16 protein-coding genes are annotated in these 15,804 nt (G+C 72.0%); 10 read left to right on the plus strand and 6 right to left on the minus strand.

Annotated elements, in window-relative coordinates:
- Positions 1-108: 108 nt before the first annotated feature.
- From RIU97_RS06150 to RIU97_RS06165, 4 genes are all read left to right on the plus strand, one after another.
- Positions 109-2,457 (plus strand): Orn/Lys/Arg decarboxylase N-terminal domain-containing protein, encoded by a 2,349-nt coding sequence (locus RIU97_RS06150; protein ID WP_404953930.1) that lies wholly within the window; start codon positions 109-111, stop codon positions 2,455-2,457.
- A gap of 27 nt (positions 2,458-2,484) precedes the next feature.
- Positions 2,485-2,937, plus strand: coding sequence for a hypothetical protein (locus tag RIU97_RS06155; protein WP_404953932.1), 453 nt, complete (start codon positions 2,485-2,487; stop codon positions 2,935-2,937).
- 110 nt (positions 2,938-3,047) lie between these two features.
- Positions 3,048-3,533, plus strand: a complete 486-nt coding sequence (locus RIU97_RS06160) for a DUF2975 domain-containing protein (RefSeq protein WP_404953934.1) — start codon at positions 3,048-3,050, stop codon at positions 3,531-3,533.
- Positions 3,533-3,754, plus strand: coding sequence for a helix-turn-helix domain-containing protein (locus RIU97_RS06165; RefSeq protein ID WP_389427277.1), 222 nt, complete (start codon positions 3,533-3,535; stop codon positions 3,752-3,754). Before RIU97_RS06160 ends, RIU97_RS06165 begins: the two co-directional genes overlap by 1 nt.
- A gap of 216 nt (positions 3,755-3,970) precedes the next feature.
- Here RIU97_RS06165 and RIU97_RS06170 read toward each other — a convergent pair whose 3' ends face one another.
- From RIU97_RS06170 to RIU97_RS06180, 3 genes are all read right to left on the minus strand, one after another.
- Entirely contained in the window at positions 3,971-4,411 is a 441-nt protein-coding gene (locus tag RIU97_RS06170; protein ID WP_404953937.1) for a cupin domain-containing protein, read from the minus strand.
- Entirely contained in the window at positions 4,408-4,638 is a 231-nt protein-coding gene (locus RIU97_RS06175; RefSeq protein ID WP_404953939.1) for a hypothetical protein, read from the minus strand. Before RIU97_RS06175 ends, RIU97_RS06170 begins: the two co-directional genes overlap by 4 nt.
- Before the next feature lie 116 nt (positions 4,639-4,754).
- Complete coding sequence (locus RIU97_RS06180; RefSeq protein WP_404953941.1) at positions 4,755-5,195, minus strand: VOC family protein; 441 nt, start codon at positions 5,193-5,195, stop codon at positions 4,755-4,757.
- A gap of 256 nt (positions 5,196-5,451) precedes the next feature.
- Between RIU97_RS06180 and RIU97_RS06185 the strand changes: the two genes are divergently transcribed.
- Complete coding sequence (locus tag RIU97_RS06185; RefSeq protein ID WP_404953943.1) at positions 5,452-6,834, plus strand: MFS transporter; 1,383 nt, start codon at positions 5,452-5,454, stop codon at positions 6,832-6,834.
- A gap of 7 nt (positions 6,835-6,841) precedes the next feature.
- Positions 6,842-8,746: a helix-turn-helix domain-containing protein gene (locus RIU97_RS06190; RefSeq protein WP_404953945.1), complete on the plus strand. Its 1,905-nt coding sequence runs from the start codon at positions 6,842-6,844 to the stop codon at positions 8,744-8,746.
- A 5-nt stretch (positions 8,747-8,751) separates the two neighbouring features.
- On the opposite strand, the gene RIU97_RS06195 is transcribed toward RIU97_RS06190, so the two are convergent.
- A complete protein-coding gene (locus RIU97_RS06195; protein ID WP_404953947.1) occupies positions 8,752-9,525 on the minus strand; it encodes a TetR/AcrR family transcriptional regulator in 774 nt (257 codons plus the stop codon).
- 104 nt (positions 9,526-9,629) lie between these two features.
- On the opposite strand from RIU97_RS06195, the gene RIU97_RS06200 reads away from it, so the two are divergent.
- Both RIU97_RS06200 and RIU97_RS06205 read left to right on the plus strand, forming a co-directional pair.
- Positions 9,630-11,897 carry an ATP-binding cassette domain-containing protein gene (locus RIU97_RS06200; RefSeq protein ID WP_404953949.1) on the plus strand — a complete coding sequence of 756 codons (2,268 nt, stop codon included), beginning with the start codon at positions 9,630-9,632 and terminating at the stop codon, positions 11,895-11,897.
- Between the two features lie 70 nt (positions 11,898-11,967).
- Positions 11,968-12,729: a TetR/AcrR family transcriptional regulator gene (locus RIU97_RS06205; RefSeq protein ID WP_404953951.1), complete on the plus strand. Its 762-nt coding sequence runs from the start codon at positions 11,968-11,970 to the stop codon at positions 12,727-12,729.
- On the opposite strand, the gene RIU97_RS06210 is transcribed toward RIU97_RS06205, so the two are convergent.
- A complete protein-coding gene (locus tag RIU97_RS06210) occupies positions 12,716-13,765 on the minus strand; it encodes an enoyl-CoA hydratase/isomerase family protein (protein ID WP_404962773.1) in 1,050 nt (349 codons plus the stop codon). The two genes, RIU97_RS06205 and RIU97_RS06210, sit on opposite strands and share 14 nt — an antisense overlap.
- A gap of 84 nt (positions 13,766-13,849) precedes the next feature.
- On the opposite strand from RIU97_RS06210, the gene RIU97_RS06215 reads away from it, so the two are divergent.
- On the plus strand, positions 13,850-14,413 hold the full coding sequence (locus RIU97_RS06215) for a dihydrofolate reductase family protein (protein WP_404953953.1): 564 nt from the start codon (positions 13,850-13,852) through the stop codon (positions 14,411-14,413).
- A gap of 51 nt (positions 14,414-14,464) precedes the next feature.
- Here the strand turns inward: RIU97_RS06215 and RIU97_RS06220 are convergent, their stop codons facing one another.
- Entirely contained in the window at positions 14,465-15,025 is a 561-nt protein-coding gene (locus tag RIU97_RS06220; protein WP_404953955.1) for a DUF6434 domain-containing protein, read from the minus strand.
- A gap of 127 nt (positions 15,026-15,152) precedes the next feature.
- Between RIU97_RS06220 and RIU97_RS06225 the strand changes: the two genes are divergently transcribed.
- On the plus strand, positions 15,153-15,740 hold the full coding sequence (locus RIU97_RS06225) for an isochorismatase family protein (RefSeq protein WP_404953957.1): 588 nt from the start codon (positions 15,153-15,155) through the stop codon (positions 15,738-15,740).
- Positions 15,741-15,804: the final 64 nt, after the last annotated feature.

A 15,804-nucleotide genomic window follows, 5' to 3' on the forward strand; every position in this document is an offset into this window, starting at 1 on the left:
GCCCACCTGCGGGTGAACCCCCGTCGAAGATCGGCGAAGACGCCTGCGGCACCGGGAGACTGTGCCCCGGTACGGGCGGCCGTACCCCTGACACGGGGAGCACAAGCGATGGCCAACGGCACGGTCCTGCTGGCACTGCGGGAGAACCCGATGGGCGGCGGCGTCAGCGCCGAGCAGCTGCGGCGCATCGGCAAGGAGCTGGAGAACAGGGGCCTGGAGCTGCGGTGGGCGCCGAGTGCGCGCGATGCGCGGGCCGCCCTGCAGACCGAGGCCGGTCTCGCGGCGGCCGTGGTCGCCTGGGACCTGCCGCGTACGGTGGGGGGCGCGGGCGAGGAGGGCGGCGGCGGTGAGGTCCTGCGCCACATCGGCCGGCGTTTCAAGGACCTGCCGGTCTTCCTGGTCATGGCGGACGACTCCGACAACGACCTGGAGCGGCTGCCGTTGTGGGTCTCGGAGACGGTGGTCGGCTACATCTGGCCGCTGGAGGACACGCCGTCCTTCATCGCGGGCCGCGTCGCGACGGCGTCCCGCGGGTACCACCGGGATCTCCTGCCGCCGTTCTTCGGGGCCCTGCGCCGGTTCGAGGACTCCCACGAGTACTCCTGGCACACGCCGGCCCATTCCGGCGGGGTCGCGTTCCTCAAGTCCCCCGCCGGGCGGGCGTTCTTCGACTACTACGGGGAGCGGCTGTTCCGCACCGACCTGTCGATCTCGGTCGGGGAGCTCGGGTCGCTGTTCGAACACAGTGGTCCGATCGGCGAGGCCGAACGCAACGCCGCCCGGGTCTTCGGCGCCGACCGCACCTATTTCGTGCTGCACGGCGACTCCACGGCGGACCGGATGGTCGGCCACTACTGCGTGACGAACGACGAGATCGCGCTGGTGGACCGCAACTGCCACAAGTCGGTGCTGCACGGGCTCGTGATCTCCGGGGCGCGCCCCGTCTACCTGGTGCCGACCCGCAACGGCTACGGGCTCGCCGGCCCCCTGCCGCCCGCCGTGACCGACCCGGCGGCGGTGGCCGAGCGGATCGCCGCGAACCCGCTCACCGGCGGGGCGCTCTCCCCCGCCGCCCAGTACGCTGTGGTCACCAACTCCACGTACGACGGGCTCTGTTACGACACCGTCGCGGCGGCCCGCGCGTTCGCGCCGAGCACGCCGCGCCTGCACTTCGACGAGGCCTGGTTCGCGTACGCCCGCTTCCATCCGCTGTACGCGGGCCGGTACGGCATGGCCGTCGGACCGGACACCTTCCCGGACCCCCTCCCGGACGACGACGGGGCGCCGGCCCGTCCCACGGTCTTCGCGACCCAGTCCACGCACAAGCTGCTGGCCGCCCTCTCCCAGTGCGCGATGGTCCACGTCCGGTCGGCGCCGCGGGCCCCGGTCGAACACGAGCGGTTCAACGAGGCGTTCATGATGCACGGCACGACCTCGCCGCTGTATCCGGCGATCGCCTCCCTGGACGTGGCCGCCGCCATGATGGACGGCCCGCAGGGACAGTGGCTGATCGACGAGGCCGTGACCGAGGCGATCCGCTTCCGTCAGGCCGTGGTCCGCACCGGGCGGCGCATCTCCGCCGCCGGGGACCGGCCGGACTGGTTCTTCGGGGTGTGGCAGCCCGAGTCGGTCACCGATCCGGCGACGGGGGCGCGCATGGCGTTCGCGGACGCACCGCCGTCCCTGCTGAGCCGCGAGCCCTCCTGCTGGCACCTGGAGCCGGGCGCCGCCTGGCACGGCTTCACCGGGCTGAGCGAGGGCTACTGCCTGCTGGACCCGGTCAAGGTCACCCTGACCTGCCCGGGGGTGACGGCCACCGGCGAGACCGGTGACTGGGGCATCCCCGCGCGGGTCCTCACCGCGTACCTGGCTGCACGCGGGATCGTCGTGGAGAAGACCGACAGCTACACCACGCTGATCCTGTTCTCGATGGGCATCACCAAGGGCAAGTGGGGCACCCTGATGGACGCCCTCATGGACTTCAAGGCCCTCTACGACGCGGACGCCCCGCTGGACCGGGTCCTGCCGGACCTGGTCGAGCGGTTCCCGCGCCGCTACGGCCACACCACCCTGGGCGGTCTGTGCCGGCAGATGCACGAACACCTCACCCGCGCCGAGCTGATCGACGCCCTCGACGCGGCCTTCCAGGAACTCCCGGAGCCGGTGGCCCCGCCACGCCACTGCTACCAGTTGCTGGTCCGCGGCGGTACCGAGCGCGTACGGCTGGCCGAGGCGGCAGGGCGGGTCGCGGCGGCGATGGTGACCGTCACCCCGCCGGGGATCCCCGTCCTGATGCCCGGGGAGTCCACCGGCACTCCGGACGGGCCGCTGCTGCGCTACCTGCGTGCGCTGGAGGCCTTCGACCGGGCCTTCCCGGGATTCCACAGCGAGGCCCACGGGGTCACCGTGGATCCGGAGAACGGCGATTATCTGATCGAGTGCGTCCGGACGCAGTGACGGAGCGACAAGAGGAAAGGCCCTGGCATGAGTACACCGCACGCGGAGAACCCGCCCGTCATACCGAGAGCGTTCGGAGCGGCCGTCACCGGTGCGGTCCTGGCCTACGGCGCCGTGCTGTTCTTCTCCTGGTTGGAGCATCACGACGCCCGGGCGTGCGAGACGGTGGACGGCCTCTGCTGGACCTGGTGGGACTGGGCAGCCGTACCTGTCACCCTGACGACCGCCCTCGCGGTCCTGATGATCGTCTACGGGCGGCTGGGCATCGGGCCCCGGCTCGCCGTCGTCCTGCCGACGGTCGTGCTCGGGGTGTTCCCCCTCGCCGCCGCACAGACGACGGCCGGCTGGTGGGCCGCCGCCCTCGCAGGCGGAGCGTGGTCGTGCGCTCTGGCACTGTCCGCGTGGGGCCGCTACCGGATCCCGGGGCTCTCGGCCGCGGCCGCCCTCCTCCTCTCCTCCCTCGTCGTGCTGTACCGCTGACCCGGCGGTGGCAGCGCGCCCACAGGGTCGTTGGGCGGGCCTGGGCGGACCCTTGCTTCACCTATCGAAATTCGATAGATTCCCATCGTAATTCGATGGAAGGATGGGTCATGGGGAAGCTGACAGTGCGTGCGCTGCGCGCCGTGCTCGCGGTGGTGCTCGCCGGCACCGTGTTCGTGCAGGCATTGATGGTGTGGGCGCTGTTCACCGACCCGGAGGATGGGGCGCTCCCGCTGACCCCGCTGCGCGTGATCACGATCCTGGGCATGGTGTCGGCACAGGTCGCCCTGGTCTGCGTATGGCGGCTGGTGACGATGGTGCGACGCGGAACCGTGTTCTCCCACGCCGCCTTCCGGTACGTGGACGGCGTGATCGGCGCGATCGTGGCGGCCGCCCTCCTGTGGTTCGCGGTCACGGCCGTCAACGCGCCGGGCCAGCGCGAAGACCCGGGCGTCACCGTCATCATGGGCGGGGTCGGCCTGGCCATCCTCGGGGTCGCGCTCATCGTCCTCGTGCTACGGATGCTGCTCACCCAGGCCGTCGCGCGCGACGTCGAAGCCTCGCAGATGAAGGCCGAGTTGGACGAGGTGATCTGATGCCGATCACCGTCGACATCGACGTGATGCTGGCCAGGCGGAAGATGTCCGTGGGCGAGCTCGCGGACCGCGTCGGGATCACTCCCGCCAACCTGGCCGTGCTCAAGAACGGCCGCGCCAAGGCGGTACGCTTCGCGACGCTCGCCGCGCTCTGCGAGGTGCTCAAGTGCCAGCCGGGCGACCTGTTGCGCTGGGAGGCCGAGGACGCCACCGGCGGATGACGTGCCCCAGCGCTGGCGTGAAACGCCCGCACCACCGGCCCGTGACACGGCACGTGGACCGCATGGACGCGGATCGCCGACTCCGGAGGCTACGGTGCGGAGGCTGCTGGGCCGCATCGACGCCGACGCCTTGGAGAGGGTGATCTCGTGGTAGCCGGGTTCCGAGTACAACGCCAGGGCGTGATGCCGGCCGGACGGACGAGGGCAGCCTTGCCCCTACGTCGGTGTGAGGAGGGTGAAGTCGGCGAAGTCGAACCCGGGTGTCACCAGGCAGCTCACCAGGACCTCTTCGTCGCTGGCGGGGCAGGCGCTCTGCCAGTGGCCGGCGGGCACGCACACTTCGAGCTCGGTGCCGGGGGAACGGTGCGATCCCAGGCGGTACTCGGTGACCGTGGTCGGTGTCGGCCCGGGCGGGCTGATGTACAGGGTGAGGGGGCCGCCCTCGCGCCAGAGCCAGATCTCGTCGCTGGCCACCGTGTGCCACTGGGACCGTTCCTCTGGTGCCAGCAGGAAGTGGATGAGGGTGGCCGACGGCCGCTGACCGCGGCCGGCCGGGTGCGGGACGGTGAGGGGAGAGGTGTAGATCCTGCGGTACCAGCCGCCTTCGGGGTGGGGCTCCAGGTCGAGGGTGCGGGCGGTCTCGGGACGGGAATTCATCGGTGGCAGCCTCCGGTGGGGACGGCGGTCTCTGGGGTGGCGGGCGGACCGTAGCGCTCGTAGCAGTCCCGGAGGAGTCCGGACTCCTCCAGGACGGTGTCGGCCCCGGCAGGGTCCAGCCCCGTGGGAGCGGTCCGGGTGGCGACGACGCCGGCGTCGGTGAGCATGCCGGCGTATGCGAGGTCGGAGTGGAGGTTGCTGATGCGGTCGGGCTCGTAGAAGTTCACGGGGCGGCGACCCCCGGCCAGGACGGTCGGGGCTCGTACAGCAGCACGCACCGCCCCCATCGCGGATGCGTCAGAGCGGTGCTGACCGTCGACATGCTCCGCGCGGCGGGCCCGCGTCAGCCAATCCGTTCGGCCAGGGCGACGATGATGCCTGCGGGGCCGCGGAGGTTGCAGAGCCGGAAGGTGTTCTCGTACTGCGCTACCTCGCCGAGGAGTTCGGCGCCGTGGGCGCGCAGGCGGGTGATGGTGTCGTCGATGTCGTCGACGGCGAACATGACGCGATGCAGGCCCAGCGTGTTGGGCGGAGGGTTCCGCGGCTCGGCGTCGGATACGGCGGGGGTGTGGTACTTGGTCAGCTCCAGCTTGCTGTGGCCGTCCGGGGTCCGCATCATCGCGATGTCGCTCCGGACGCCGTCGAGTCCGACGGTGCGGTCCGCATAGAGGCCTTCGATCTGTGCCTTGCCTTCCAGCTCCATGCCGAGTTCGGTGAAGAAGGCGACAGCCGCGTCCAGATCGTCGACGACGATGGCGACGTTGTCCATCCGCTGAAGAGTCATGTCTCCGAGCCTAACGACTCGGTCCGCGGTAGCGCGGGATCGGCCGTGACATGACGACGGGTGCAGCCCTGCAATTCCGGCAGGGCCTGTCGCCACTGCTGCAGGAGCCATTGAGCGGGTCGCCCCCGTTGATATGGCGGCCGGGCACATAGGGGAAGGCCTGAATGTGATGGGCAGCCACATATGCCGCTGATCTGGGGACTTCTACGTTGTGGCGACACCGATCGTCCCCGCAGACCCCCTGGAAGTGGTGTTCATGGCCTCCACCGAGACCGCTCCCCCGGCCACCGGATCCATCAAGAGAGTCGTCGCCGCGAGCCTCGTCGGGACCACCATCGAGTGGTACGACTTCTTCCTCTACGGCTCGGCGGCCGCGCTGGTGTTCAACACGCTCTTCTTCCCCTCCAGTGACCCGCTGGTGGGAACCCTGCTGGCCTTCCTGACGTACGCGGTCGGGTTCGCGGCCCGGCCGCTCGGCGGAGTCGTGTTCGGCCACTTCGGCGACCGGATCGGCCGCAAGAAGCTGCTGGTGCTCAGCCTGCTGATGATGGGCGGAGCCACCTTCGCGATGGGCCTGTTGCCGACCCATGCCTCCATCGGCGTCGGCGCTCCCGTCCTGCTGACCGTGCTGCGCCTGGTCCAGGGCTTCGCCCTGGGCGGCGAATGGGGCGGCGCGGTCCTGCTGGTGTCCGAGCACGGCGGCGACAAGAGGCGCGGCTTCTGGGCCTCCTGGCCGCAGGCGGGCGCTCCCGGCGGCAACCTGCTCGCCACCGGTGTCCTGGCGCTGCTCGCCGCGGTCCAGTCCGACGAGGCCTTCCTCGCCTGGGGTTGGCGCATCCCGTTCCTGCTCTCCGGCGTACTGGTCGTCATCGGCCTGTGGATCCGCATCTCGGTCACCGAGTCCCCGGTCTTCCTCGAAGCCCGGGAGAAGGCGGCCGAGCGAGCGGCGGCGGGCGTCAAGGACGAGCCCCCGGTCCTCGAGGTGTTCCGCACGAGCCGGCGCGAGGTGCTCACCGCGATGGGCACGCGCTTCGGCGAGAACATCTCCTACTACGTCCTCACCGCGTTCCTGCTCGTCTACGTCACGGTCCACCTGCAGCTCCCGAAGAGCGAGGCGCTCAACGCGGTGCTGATCGGCTCCGCGGTCCACTTCGTCACCATCCCGATGTGGGGGGCGCTCTCGGACCGCCTCGGCCGCCGCCCGGTCACCCTGATCGGCGCGCTCGGCATGGCCGGCTGGGCGTTCGCCTTCTTCGCCCTGCTCGACTCCCGGTCCTTCCCCGCCATCGCGTGCGCGGTCACCGTCGGCCTGCTGTTCCACGGCGCGATGTACGGCCCGCAGGCCGCCTTCATCTCCGAGATGTTCGACACCAGGGTCCGCTACTCCGGCGCCTCGATGGGCTCCCAGCTCGCCTCCGTCGTCGGCGGCGCGCTCGCCCCGATCATCGCGGTGGAGCTGCTGAAGGAGTACGGGACCTCCACCCCGGTCTCCCTCTACCTCTGCCTCGCGGCGCTCGTCACCGCCGTGACCGTCTGGGCGGCCAAGGAGACCCGCGGCCGCGACCTGGCCGAGGACGGCCTGCCCTCCGCCGCGGAGCCGGGCCGCGGCCGGTGGGACTCCGAGCCGATCGCCGGCTGATCCCCGTATGCTCCCCGCCGTGACAGCACCAGGCACCCCGCACTCCCACACCGCCGTGCGCCGGCTGCTCGACCTGCTGGCGGAGGGGGCACCGGCCGAGGACTACGGCCGCCCCTCCGCCGAGGCCCGGGAAGCCGGTGCCCCGGCGGGCGAGCTGGCCGACATCGCCGAAGCCACCGGTGTGGCGTTGCGCATCCGGCGGACCCTCAGCCAGCACCGGCGGCGCGAGGCGGAACTGACGGCGTTGTTCGACACGGCGAGCGACCTGGCCGCGCTGCGCGATCTGGACGCGGTGCTGCGGGCGATCGTGCACCGGGCCAAGCTGCTGCTCGGCACCGACGTCACCTATCTCTCCCTCAACGACGAGGCCGCCGGCGATACGTACATGAGGGTCACGGACGGTTCGGTCGCCGCCGCGTTCCAGCAGGTGCGGCTCGGCATGGGCGAGGGGCTCGGCGGCCTGGTGGCCCAGACCGCCCGCCCCTACGCCACGGACGACTACCAGGCCGACTCCCGGTTCCACCACACGTCCGCCATCGACGGCGCGGTCAGGCAGGAGGGGCTGCGGGCGATCCTGGGCGTGCCCCTGCGCGTCGGCGCCCGGATCATCGGCGTGCTGTACGCGGCGGACCGCGCCCCGAGGGAGTTCTCCCCGGAAGAGGTGGCGCTGCTCTCCTCGCTGGCCGACCACGCCGCCATCGCGATCGACGGGGCCCGGCTGCTGGAGGAGACCCGGGCCGCCCTGGCCGACCTCAACTCCGCCTCCGAGACCATCCGGGCCCACAGCGCGGACGTGCGCCGCGCCGAGCAGGCCCACGACCAGCTCACCGACCTCGTCCTGCGCGGTGGCGGAGCCGACGAGGTGGCGGCCGCCATCGCCGCCATCCTGGACGGCGCGATCGTCATCCACGACTCCCACGGAGCCGAGCTCGCCCGTGCCGGAACCGGGCCCGTGCCCCCGCCCGCCCCGGCCGTGGAGGCTTCCCGGGCCAGCGGCCGGGCCGTCCCGCAGGACGGGACCTGGGTGTGCGCGGTACTGGCCGGACCGGAGCTGCTCGGCAGCATCGCCCTCACCGGGCGAGCCGTTCTGCCGGACACCGACCGGCTGCTGTTCGAGCGCGCGAGCGTCGTCACCGCGCTGCTGCTGCTGCTCCGCCGGTCCGTGGCGGAGACCGAGGACCGGGTACGCGGTGAACTCCTCACCGATCTCCTCGCCGCGACCACGGACCCGGGCGCCCTGACGGCCAGGGCGCAGCGGCTGGGGGTGGACCTGGCCCGGCAGCACTCCGTCCTCGTCATGCACGGTGACGTGGCGTCACGCCACCGCCTCCTCGCGGCGGCCGCCCGCAGCGGTGTGGCGCGCGGCGCTCTCGCCGGGCTCCACCACGACCACGTGGTGCTCGTCGCTCCGGTGGAGGCGCCCGGCCCGACCGCCAAGGCGCTCGCGGCCGAGCTGAGTCAGGCCGTGGGTTCCCCGGTCACCGTCGGCGCCGCGGGCCCGGCAACGGGGCCCGCGGGGCTGTCCGCCGCCCACGCCGAGGCCCACCGCTGCCTGTCCGCCCTGCGCGCGCTGGGCCACACCGGGCGGGGCGGGGCCCTGTCCGACCTCGGCTTCGTCGGCGTGCTCCTCGGCGGTCAGGCCGACCTGCTCGGATACGTACGGGACACGCTCGGTCCGCTGCTCGACTACGACGCCCAGCGCGGCACGGACCTGGTCCACACCCTGGACGCGTACTTCGCGCAGGGCGCGAGCCTCACCCGGACGAGGGAGGCGCTGCACGTCCACGTCAACACCGTCGTGCAGCGTCTGGACCGGGTCGGCCGGCTCCTCGGGGAGGACTGGAACTCCCCTGCGCGCACCCTCGAAATACAGCTCGCGCTGCGGCTGCACCGCCTCGCGCACGGACTCTGAGGACGTCACGGGGTGCCGTCGGGGCCGGGCCGGGAGTCGATCAGGCGGGCCAGTCCGTCCAGGACGCACTGGAGGCCGAAGGCCCAGATCGTCTCCGGGTGGTATCCGGCGACCTCGCTGCCGACGCGGCCGGCGAGCGGGTAGCGCTCCGGATCCAGGACCCGCTCCAGCAGGGGTGCGCTGACGGCCCACCAGTCCTCCTGGCTCTGGCGGCTGTTGTGGGCGGCGTCGTCGGCGGCGGCCAGGGCGTGGGCGTGGACGAAGCCGAGGAGGTGGGTGAGGCCGGCGTCCATCTCGACGTCGGTGAGCCCGATGCCCTCGAAGGCCGCGAGCTCGTACTCGTACTTCCCGATCACCCCGGGGCCCAGCGGCGGGCGGGTGACCGCCAGATCGGCGATCCAGGGGTGCCGGTCGAACAGGTCGCGGTTGTCGTCGGCGACGCGGGCGACCCGTACCCGCCAGGGCTCGCCCGGGGCCACCGCTCTGCGGTCCATGTGGCCGTAGGCCGCGTCCAGCATGAGGTCGAGCAGTTCGGCCTTGCCGGGGACGTACGTGTAGAGGGTCATGGGTGTCACGCCCAGGCGCTGGGCCAGTGCCCGCATGGTCAGCGCGGCCAGCCCCTCCTCGTCGGCGAGGGCGGTCGCGGCGCGGACCACGGCGTCCACGCTGAGGCCCTGCCGCGGGCCGCGGCGCCCGGGCTGCGCCTGCTGTCGGGGCTCGCGCCACAGCAGTTCCAGTGTGCGGACGGGGTCGCCCGCCCCGCTCCGGTCCTTCGCCACGTTCCGGTCCCTCCGCACGATCGCCCACTCGGGCACGAACTCTCTACAGCGTATAAAGTACAGTGTAGAAAGTAAGCTCGTGACGCCGCCACTCGAGGAGTTCCGTGCAGAACGCCGCCGACAGTCACCAGGTCATCCAGGTCCGCGGAGCGCGGGAGAACAACCTGGCGGACATATCGCTCGACATCCCCAAGCGCCGCCTCACCGTCTTCACCGGCGTCTCCGGCTCCGGGAAGTCCTCGCTCGTGTTCGGCACCATCGCCGCCGAGTCGCAGCGGATGATCAACGAGACGTACACCGCCTTCATCCAGTCCTTCATGCCGAGCCTGGGCCGGCCGGACGTGGACGGCCTGCACAACCTGAGCGCCGCCATCGTCGTCGACCAGGAGCGGATGGGCGCGAACTCCCGCTCCACCGTGGGCACCGTTACCGACGCCTACACCATGCTGCGGATCGTCTTCTCCCGCCTCGGCTCGCCCCACATCGGCACGTCGAGCGCCTTCAGCTTCAACACCCCCGAGGGCATGTGCCCGCGCTGCGAGGGCGTCGGCCAGGTCTCCGACATCGACGTGGACCAGCTGGTCGACCGGGAACTCTCCCTCGACGAGGGCGCGATCACCGTCCCGGGCTACGCCGTGGACTCCTGGTACTGGCAGGTCATGGCCAACTCCGGCTTCTACTCCTCCGGGACGAAGCTGAAGGACTTCTCCGAGCGGGAGTGGGCCGACTTCCTACACAAGGAGCCGGTGAAGGTGAAGGTGGGCCCCAACAACTTCACCTACGAGGGCCTGATCACCAAGATCACCCGGACGTACCTGTCCAAGGACCGCGAGTCGATGCAGCCTCACATCCGGGCCTTCGTGGACCGCGCGGTCGTCTTCGCCGACTGTCCGGACTGCGGCGGCACCCGGCTCTCCGCGGCCGCGCTCTCCTCCCGCATCGACGGGGTGAACATCGCCGACTGCGCGTCCATGCAGATCAGTGAGCTCGCCGCGTTCGTCCGCCGGATCGACGACCCGGGCGTGGCCCCGCTGCTCGCCGGCCTGGGGGACCTGCTCGACTCCCTCGTCGAGATCGGCCTGGGGTACCTCAGCCTGGACCGCCCCTCCGGCACGCTCTCCGGCGGCGAGGCCCAGCGCGTCAAGATGGTGCGCCACCTGGGGTCCTCGCTCACGGACATCACGTACGTCTTCGACGAGCCGACCACCGGACTGCACCCGCACGACATCCGGCGCATGAACGACCTGCTGCTGCGGCTGCGCGACAAGGGCAACACCGTGCTCGTCGTGGAGCACAAGCCCGAGGTCATCGCGATCGCCGACCACGTCGTCGATCTCGGTCCCGGCGCGGGCACGGCCGGCGGGCAGCTCTGCTACAGCGGGGACGTGGCCGGACTGCGCACCTCCGGCACGCTCACCGGCCGCCACCTCGGACACCGGGCGCGGCTGCGGGAATCGGTGCGCACCCCGCGCGGGCACCTGTCGGTCAAGGGGGCTGACCTGCACAACCTGAAGGACGTCAGCGTGGAGGTGCCGCTCGGGGTGCTGGCGGTGGTGACGGGGGTCGCGGGATCCGGGAAGAGCTCGCTGATCCACGGCTACCTGGCCGGACGGGACGGGGTGGTGGTGGCCGACCAGTCGGCGATCCGCGGCTCGCGCCGGTCCAACCCGGCCACGTACACCGGACTGCTGAACCCGATCCGGACCGCCTTCGCCAAGGCCAACGGGGTCAAGCCGGCGCTGTTCAGCGCGAATTCGGAGGGCGCCTGCCCGAAGTGCAACGGCCTCGGGCTGGTCTACACGGACCTGGCGATGATGGCCGGGGTGGCCTCGGTCTGCGAGGAGTGCGAGGGCAGGCGGTTCACCCCTGAGGTGCTGACGTACGAGCTCCGCGGCAAGAACATCAGCGAGGTGCTGAACATGCCGGTCGCAGAGGCGCACGCCTTCTTCCCCGGCGGCCAGGCGCGGGCGATCCTGGGACGGCTGGCCGACGTCGGCCTGTCGTACCTGCGGCTCGGCCAGCCGCTCAACACCCTGTCGGGCGGCGAGCGGCAGCGGCTCAAGCTCGCCATCAACATGGCGGAGAAGGCCTCGACGTACATCCTGGACGAGCCGACGACCGGTCTGCACATGGCCGATGTCGACAAGCTGCTCGCCCTGCTGGACCGGCTCGTCGACGACGGGAACTCGGTGATCGTCATCGAGCACCACCAGGCGGTGATGGCGCACGCCGACTGGCTGATCGACATCGGGCCGGGCGGCGGGCACGCCGGCGGCGAGGTCGTCTTCGAGGGCACTCCGGCGACACTGGTGGCCGAGGCGGACACCTTGACCGCCCGCCACCTGCGGGAGTACGTCTCCGTCCCCGGGTAGGACCAGGCAGGCGCCGAGAACGCCGTACGCGTCACGCGTACGGCGTTCGCACGTGCGCTAGGGTGGTGGCATGCCAGCCGATGAGAAGCAGCAGAGTCCCGGCGCCTCCACCGCCTCCCCGGTCCCCTCCGTCTGGACCCGCCCGCGCCGCAAGGAGCAGCAGCCGGCGCTCAGCCGGGACCAGATCGTCGCGGCGGCCGTGCGACTGCTCGACGCCGAGGGCATCGAGGCGCTGAGCATGCGCAAGCTCGGCACCGGGATGGGCGCGGCGGCCACCTCCCTGTACCGGCACGTGGCCAACAAGGACGAGCTCATCGAGCTGGTCGTGGACGAGGTCTACGGCGAGCTGGAGGTGCCGGAGATCAGCGACCCCGCAGAGTGGCGCGAGGCCCTCGCGCGCAGCGGTCACAGCCTGCGCGACATGGTCCTGCGCCACCCCTGGGTGGCCTCCGTCCTCGGCCAGGTCGGACTGGCCCACCTGGGCCCGAACCTGATGCGCCTGTCGGAGCGGATGCTGCGGCTGGCACAGGCGGGCGGCTTCCCGCCCGCCGAGGCGGAGCTCGCGATGAAGGCCGTCATCTCCTACGTCATCGGCGCCACCATCAGCGAGGCCTCCTACCTCTCCCTCCTCGCCCGCAGCGGGAAGAGCGAGGCGGAGTGGCTGGAGTCGCTGCGGCCCGCGGCCCAGGAGGCCCTGGAGGAGCACCCGTTGACGCGCGACCACGCCGCGGCGAAGCGCGGCACGGACCCGGCGCGGATGCGCGAGGAGAACTTCGACTACGGACTCCAGCGGGTCCTGGACGGTCTGGAGGCCCGGCTCAGCCGCGGCTGACGTCCCCCTGCGGAAGGCGCAGTTCGCGGCCCTCGCCGAGCGGGGCGAAGAACCGCTCCACGTCCGCGCCGGTGACCTCGGCCAGGGCCGGCGGGGACCAGCGCGGGCGCCGGTCCTTGTCGATGACCTGGGCGCGGATGCCCTCCACCAGGTCGGGCGAGCCCAGCCCGTTGCAGGAGACCCGGAACTCCTGGGCCAGCACCCGCTCCAGCGTGCCGAGGCCGGCGGCCCGGCGCATGGCGGCGAGGGTGACCTTCAGCGCGGTCGGAGACTTGGCCAGGATCGTCTCGGCGGCCTCCTTGGCGGCCGGCTCCCCCTGGCCGAGCAGCCTCTCCACGATCTCCTCGACCGTGTCCGCCGCGTAGCAGTGGTCGATCCAGGGCCGCCGACCGGCGAGTTCACCGGGCGGGGGCGTGGCGGCGTACCGCGGCAGCACCTCGTGGGCGGGGGCGCCGGCGAGCGCGGCGGTCAGTTCCGGCAGCCGGGCGGCGGGGACGAAGTGGTCGGCGAGCCCGCAGAGCAGTGCGTCGGCGGGGCCCACGGCGGAGCCGTTGAGGGCGAGATGGGTGCCGAGCCGGCCGGGGGCACGGCCGAGCAGCCAGGTCCCGCCGACGTCGGGGACGAAGCCGATGCCGGTCTCCGGCATGGCGACGCGGGAGCGCTCGGTGACGATCCGGACGGAGCCGTGGGCCGAGACGCCGACGCCGCCGCCCATCACGATGCCGTCCATGAGGGCCACGTACGGCTTGGGATAGCGGGCGATGCGGGCGTTGAGCCGGTACTCGTCGCGCCAGAAGTCCGCCGAAGCGGTGGTGCCGGCCTTGGCGTCGTCGTGAATGGCCCGGATGTCCCCGCCCGCGCACAGCCCGCGCTCCCCGGCCCCGCGGATCAGGACCTGGTGGACGGCGGGGTCCTCCGCCCAGGCGGCGAGCGCCTCGTCGATCCGCAGCACCATGGGGTGGGTGAGGGAATTGAGGGCCTTGGGGCGGTTGAGGGTGACCACGCCCGTCCGGCCCTCGGCGTGGAGCAGGACCATGCTGTCACTGGTGCCGGAGTTGCCGGCGGTGTCGTCTTCGCTCTTCACAGCGATCAGTATGTCCGCGGCGTAGGGTCGGCAGCTATGCGGAAGATCATCCTCATGTCGTCGGTGTCCCTCGACGGGTACATCGAGGGTCCCGAACGGCAGATCGACTGGCACGTCGTCGACGACGAGCTGCACCAGTACCTCAACGACGCACTCCGTCCGGCGGGCGGGTTCCTCAGCGGGCGCGTCACGCACCAGCTGATGGCGGACTACTGGCCGACGGCCGACGCCGACCCGGCGAGCAGCGGACCCGAGGCCGAATTCGCCGGAATCTGGCGGTCCATGCCCAAGTACGTGTACTCGCGGACCCTGCGGGAGGCCGGCTGGAACACCACGGTGGTGCGGGACGTCGTACCGGCGGAGGTCGCCGCGCTCAAGGCCGCCCCCGGCGGCGACCTGGTCCTGAGCGGGGCGGACCTCGCCGCGTCGTTCCTGCGCCACGACCTGGTGGACGCCTACCGGATCCTCGTGCACCCGGTGCGGATCGGCCGCGGCAAACCGCTCTTCCCGCCCGTCGACGGCGGCCCGGTGCCCCTGCGCCTGGAACAGACCCACACTTTCGGCAACGGCGTCGTGCTCCTGCACTACGGCCGCCCGTAGGCTCCCGGCGTCTGCCCGAACGCCCTGCGGGGACCTCGGGATCCGTCCGCGTCAGTCGCGGGGGCGGGACCGGTGGGTCTGCCAGGCGGCCAGGGCCCCGGAGCGGGCTCCGCCCGGGTGCCGGGCATGCCAGTCGCGCAGGAAACGGTTGAACTCGAACTGGGCGCCCAACTCCCGGGGTTCGGCCGCCTGCGCGCGGGTGGCGTGCCAGTGGGCGACGGCCTCGGCGAGGGTGTGCCCCGCGTGCTGGGCGACGTACTCCCGCATGAACGCGTCGAAATGGAAGGCGGGACCGATCTCCCGTACGAAGTACTCCCGCAGCACCTGGCTGCACCGCTGCCCCTGCGGGATCACGGTCGAACCGTCGACGGGAGCGGCGAGCCGGTGCCCGGCGCGGCGGGGCGCGGGGGCCGCCGGGGCGGCGGGCACGGGGAGACCGTCGAGCGCGGCGGCGAGCCGGGCCGTGACGGCGGCCTTGCCGCCCCCGGCGGACAGGCCCATCCGACGTGCCAGCGCGCTCAGTTCGGCCAGCGTCCAGTACCAGCGCAGCAGTTCCGTCCCGGCCAGCTCCGCCGTCAGGGTCGGCCTGGATTCCCCTGTATTCGTACTCACGTTCCTATCCTAGGGGCGCGGGGCGGGTGGTGAACACGGCGGCGGAACCATGGAGCCAACCCATAGGTTCCACGCAATGTCCCTTATCTTCGGACATGTCCAGTCCAGTCGCCCCGACGGAGGCCCCATGACCGACGACCCGAACCGCCTCACCCTCGGCGAGGACACGGCCCTGGTCCTCATCGACCTCCAGACGGGCATCCTGGGCATGCCCATCGCCAGGCCCGCCCCCGAGATCCTCAAGAAGGGCATCGCGCTCGCCGAGGCGTTCCGCGCCCACCGGCTGCCCGTGGTCCTGGTCAAAGTGGCCTGGTCCCCCGACGGCGGCGATCTGCCCACCGCCAACGTGGACCGTCCCGGTCCGGCCGCCGCCCCGCCGCCCGCGTTCTCCGAGATCCCCGCGGAACTCGCCGCCCTCGGCGACGCGGTCGTCACCAAGCGGCACTGGGGCGCCTTCACCGGTACCGAGCTCGACCTCCAGCTGCGCCGCCGCGGCATCCACCGCATGGTCCTGGCCGGCATCTCCACCAGCGCGGGAGTCGAGTCCACCGCCCGTACGGCGTGGGAACTCAGCTACGACCTGGTCTTCGCGGAGGACGCCACCGCCGACACGGACCCCGACTCGCACGCCCACACCTTCGGCAAGATCTTCCCGCGCATCGGCAAGGTCAGCAGCACCGACGAGGTCATCGCGGCCCTGCGGTCCCCTTCCTAAGCGGGCGCCGGCCGCCCGCTCCGATGCCGAGGGGGGTTCACCCGTAACCGGGAGCACTCCTGTG

The organism is Streptomyces sp. 147326 (assembly GCF_045000215.1).
Classification (GTDB): Bacteria; Actinomycetota; Actinomycetes; order Streptomycetales; family Streptomycetaceae; genus Streptomyces.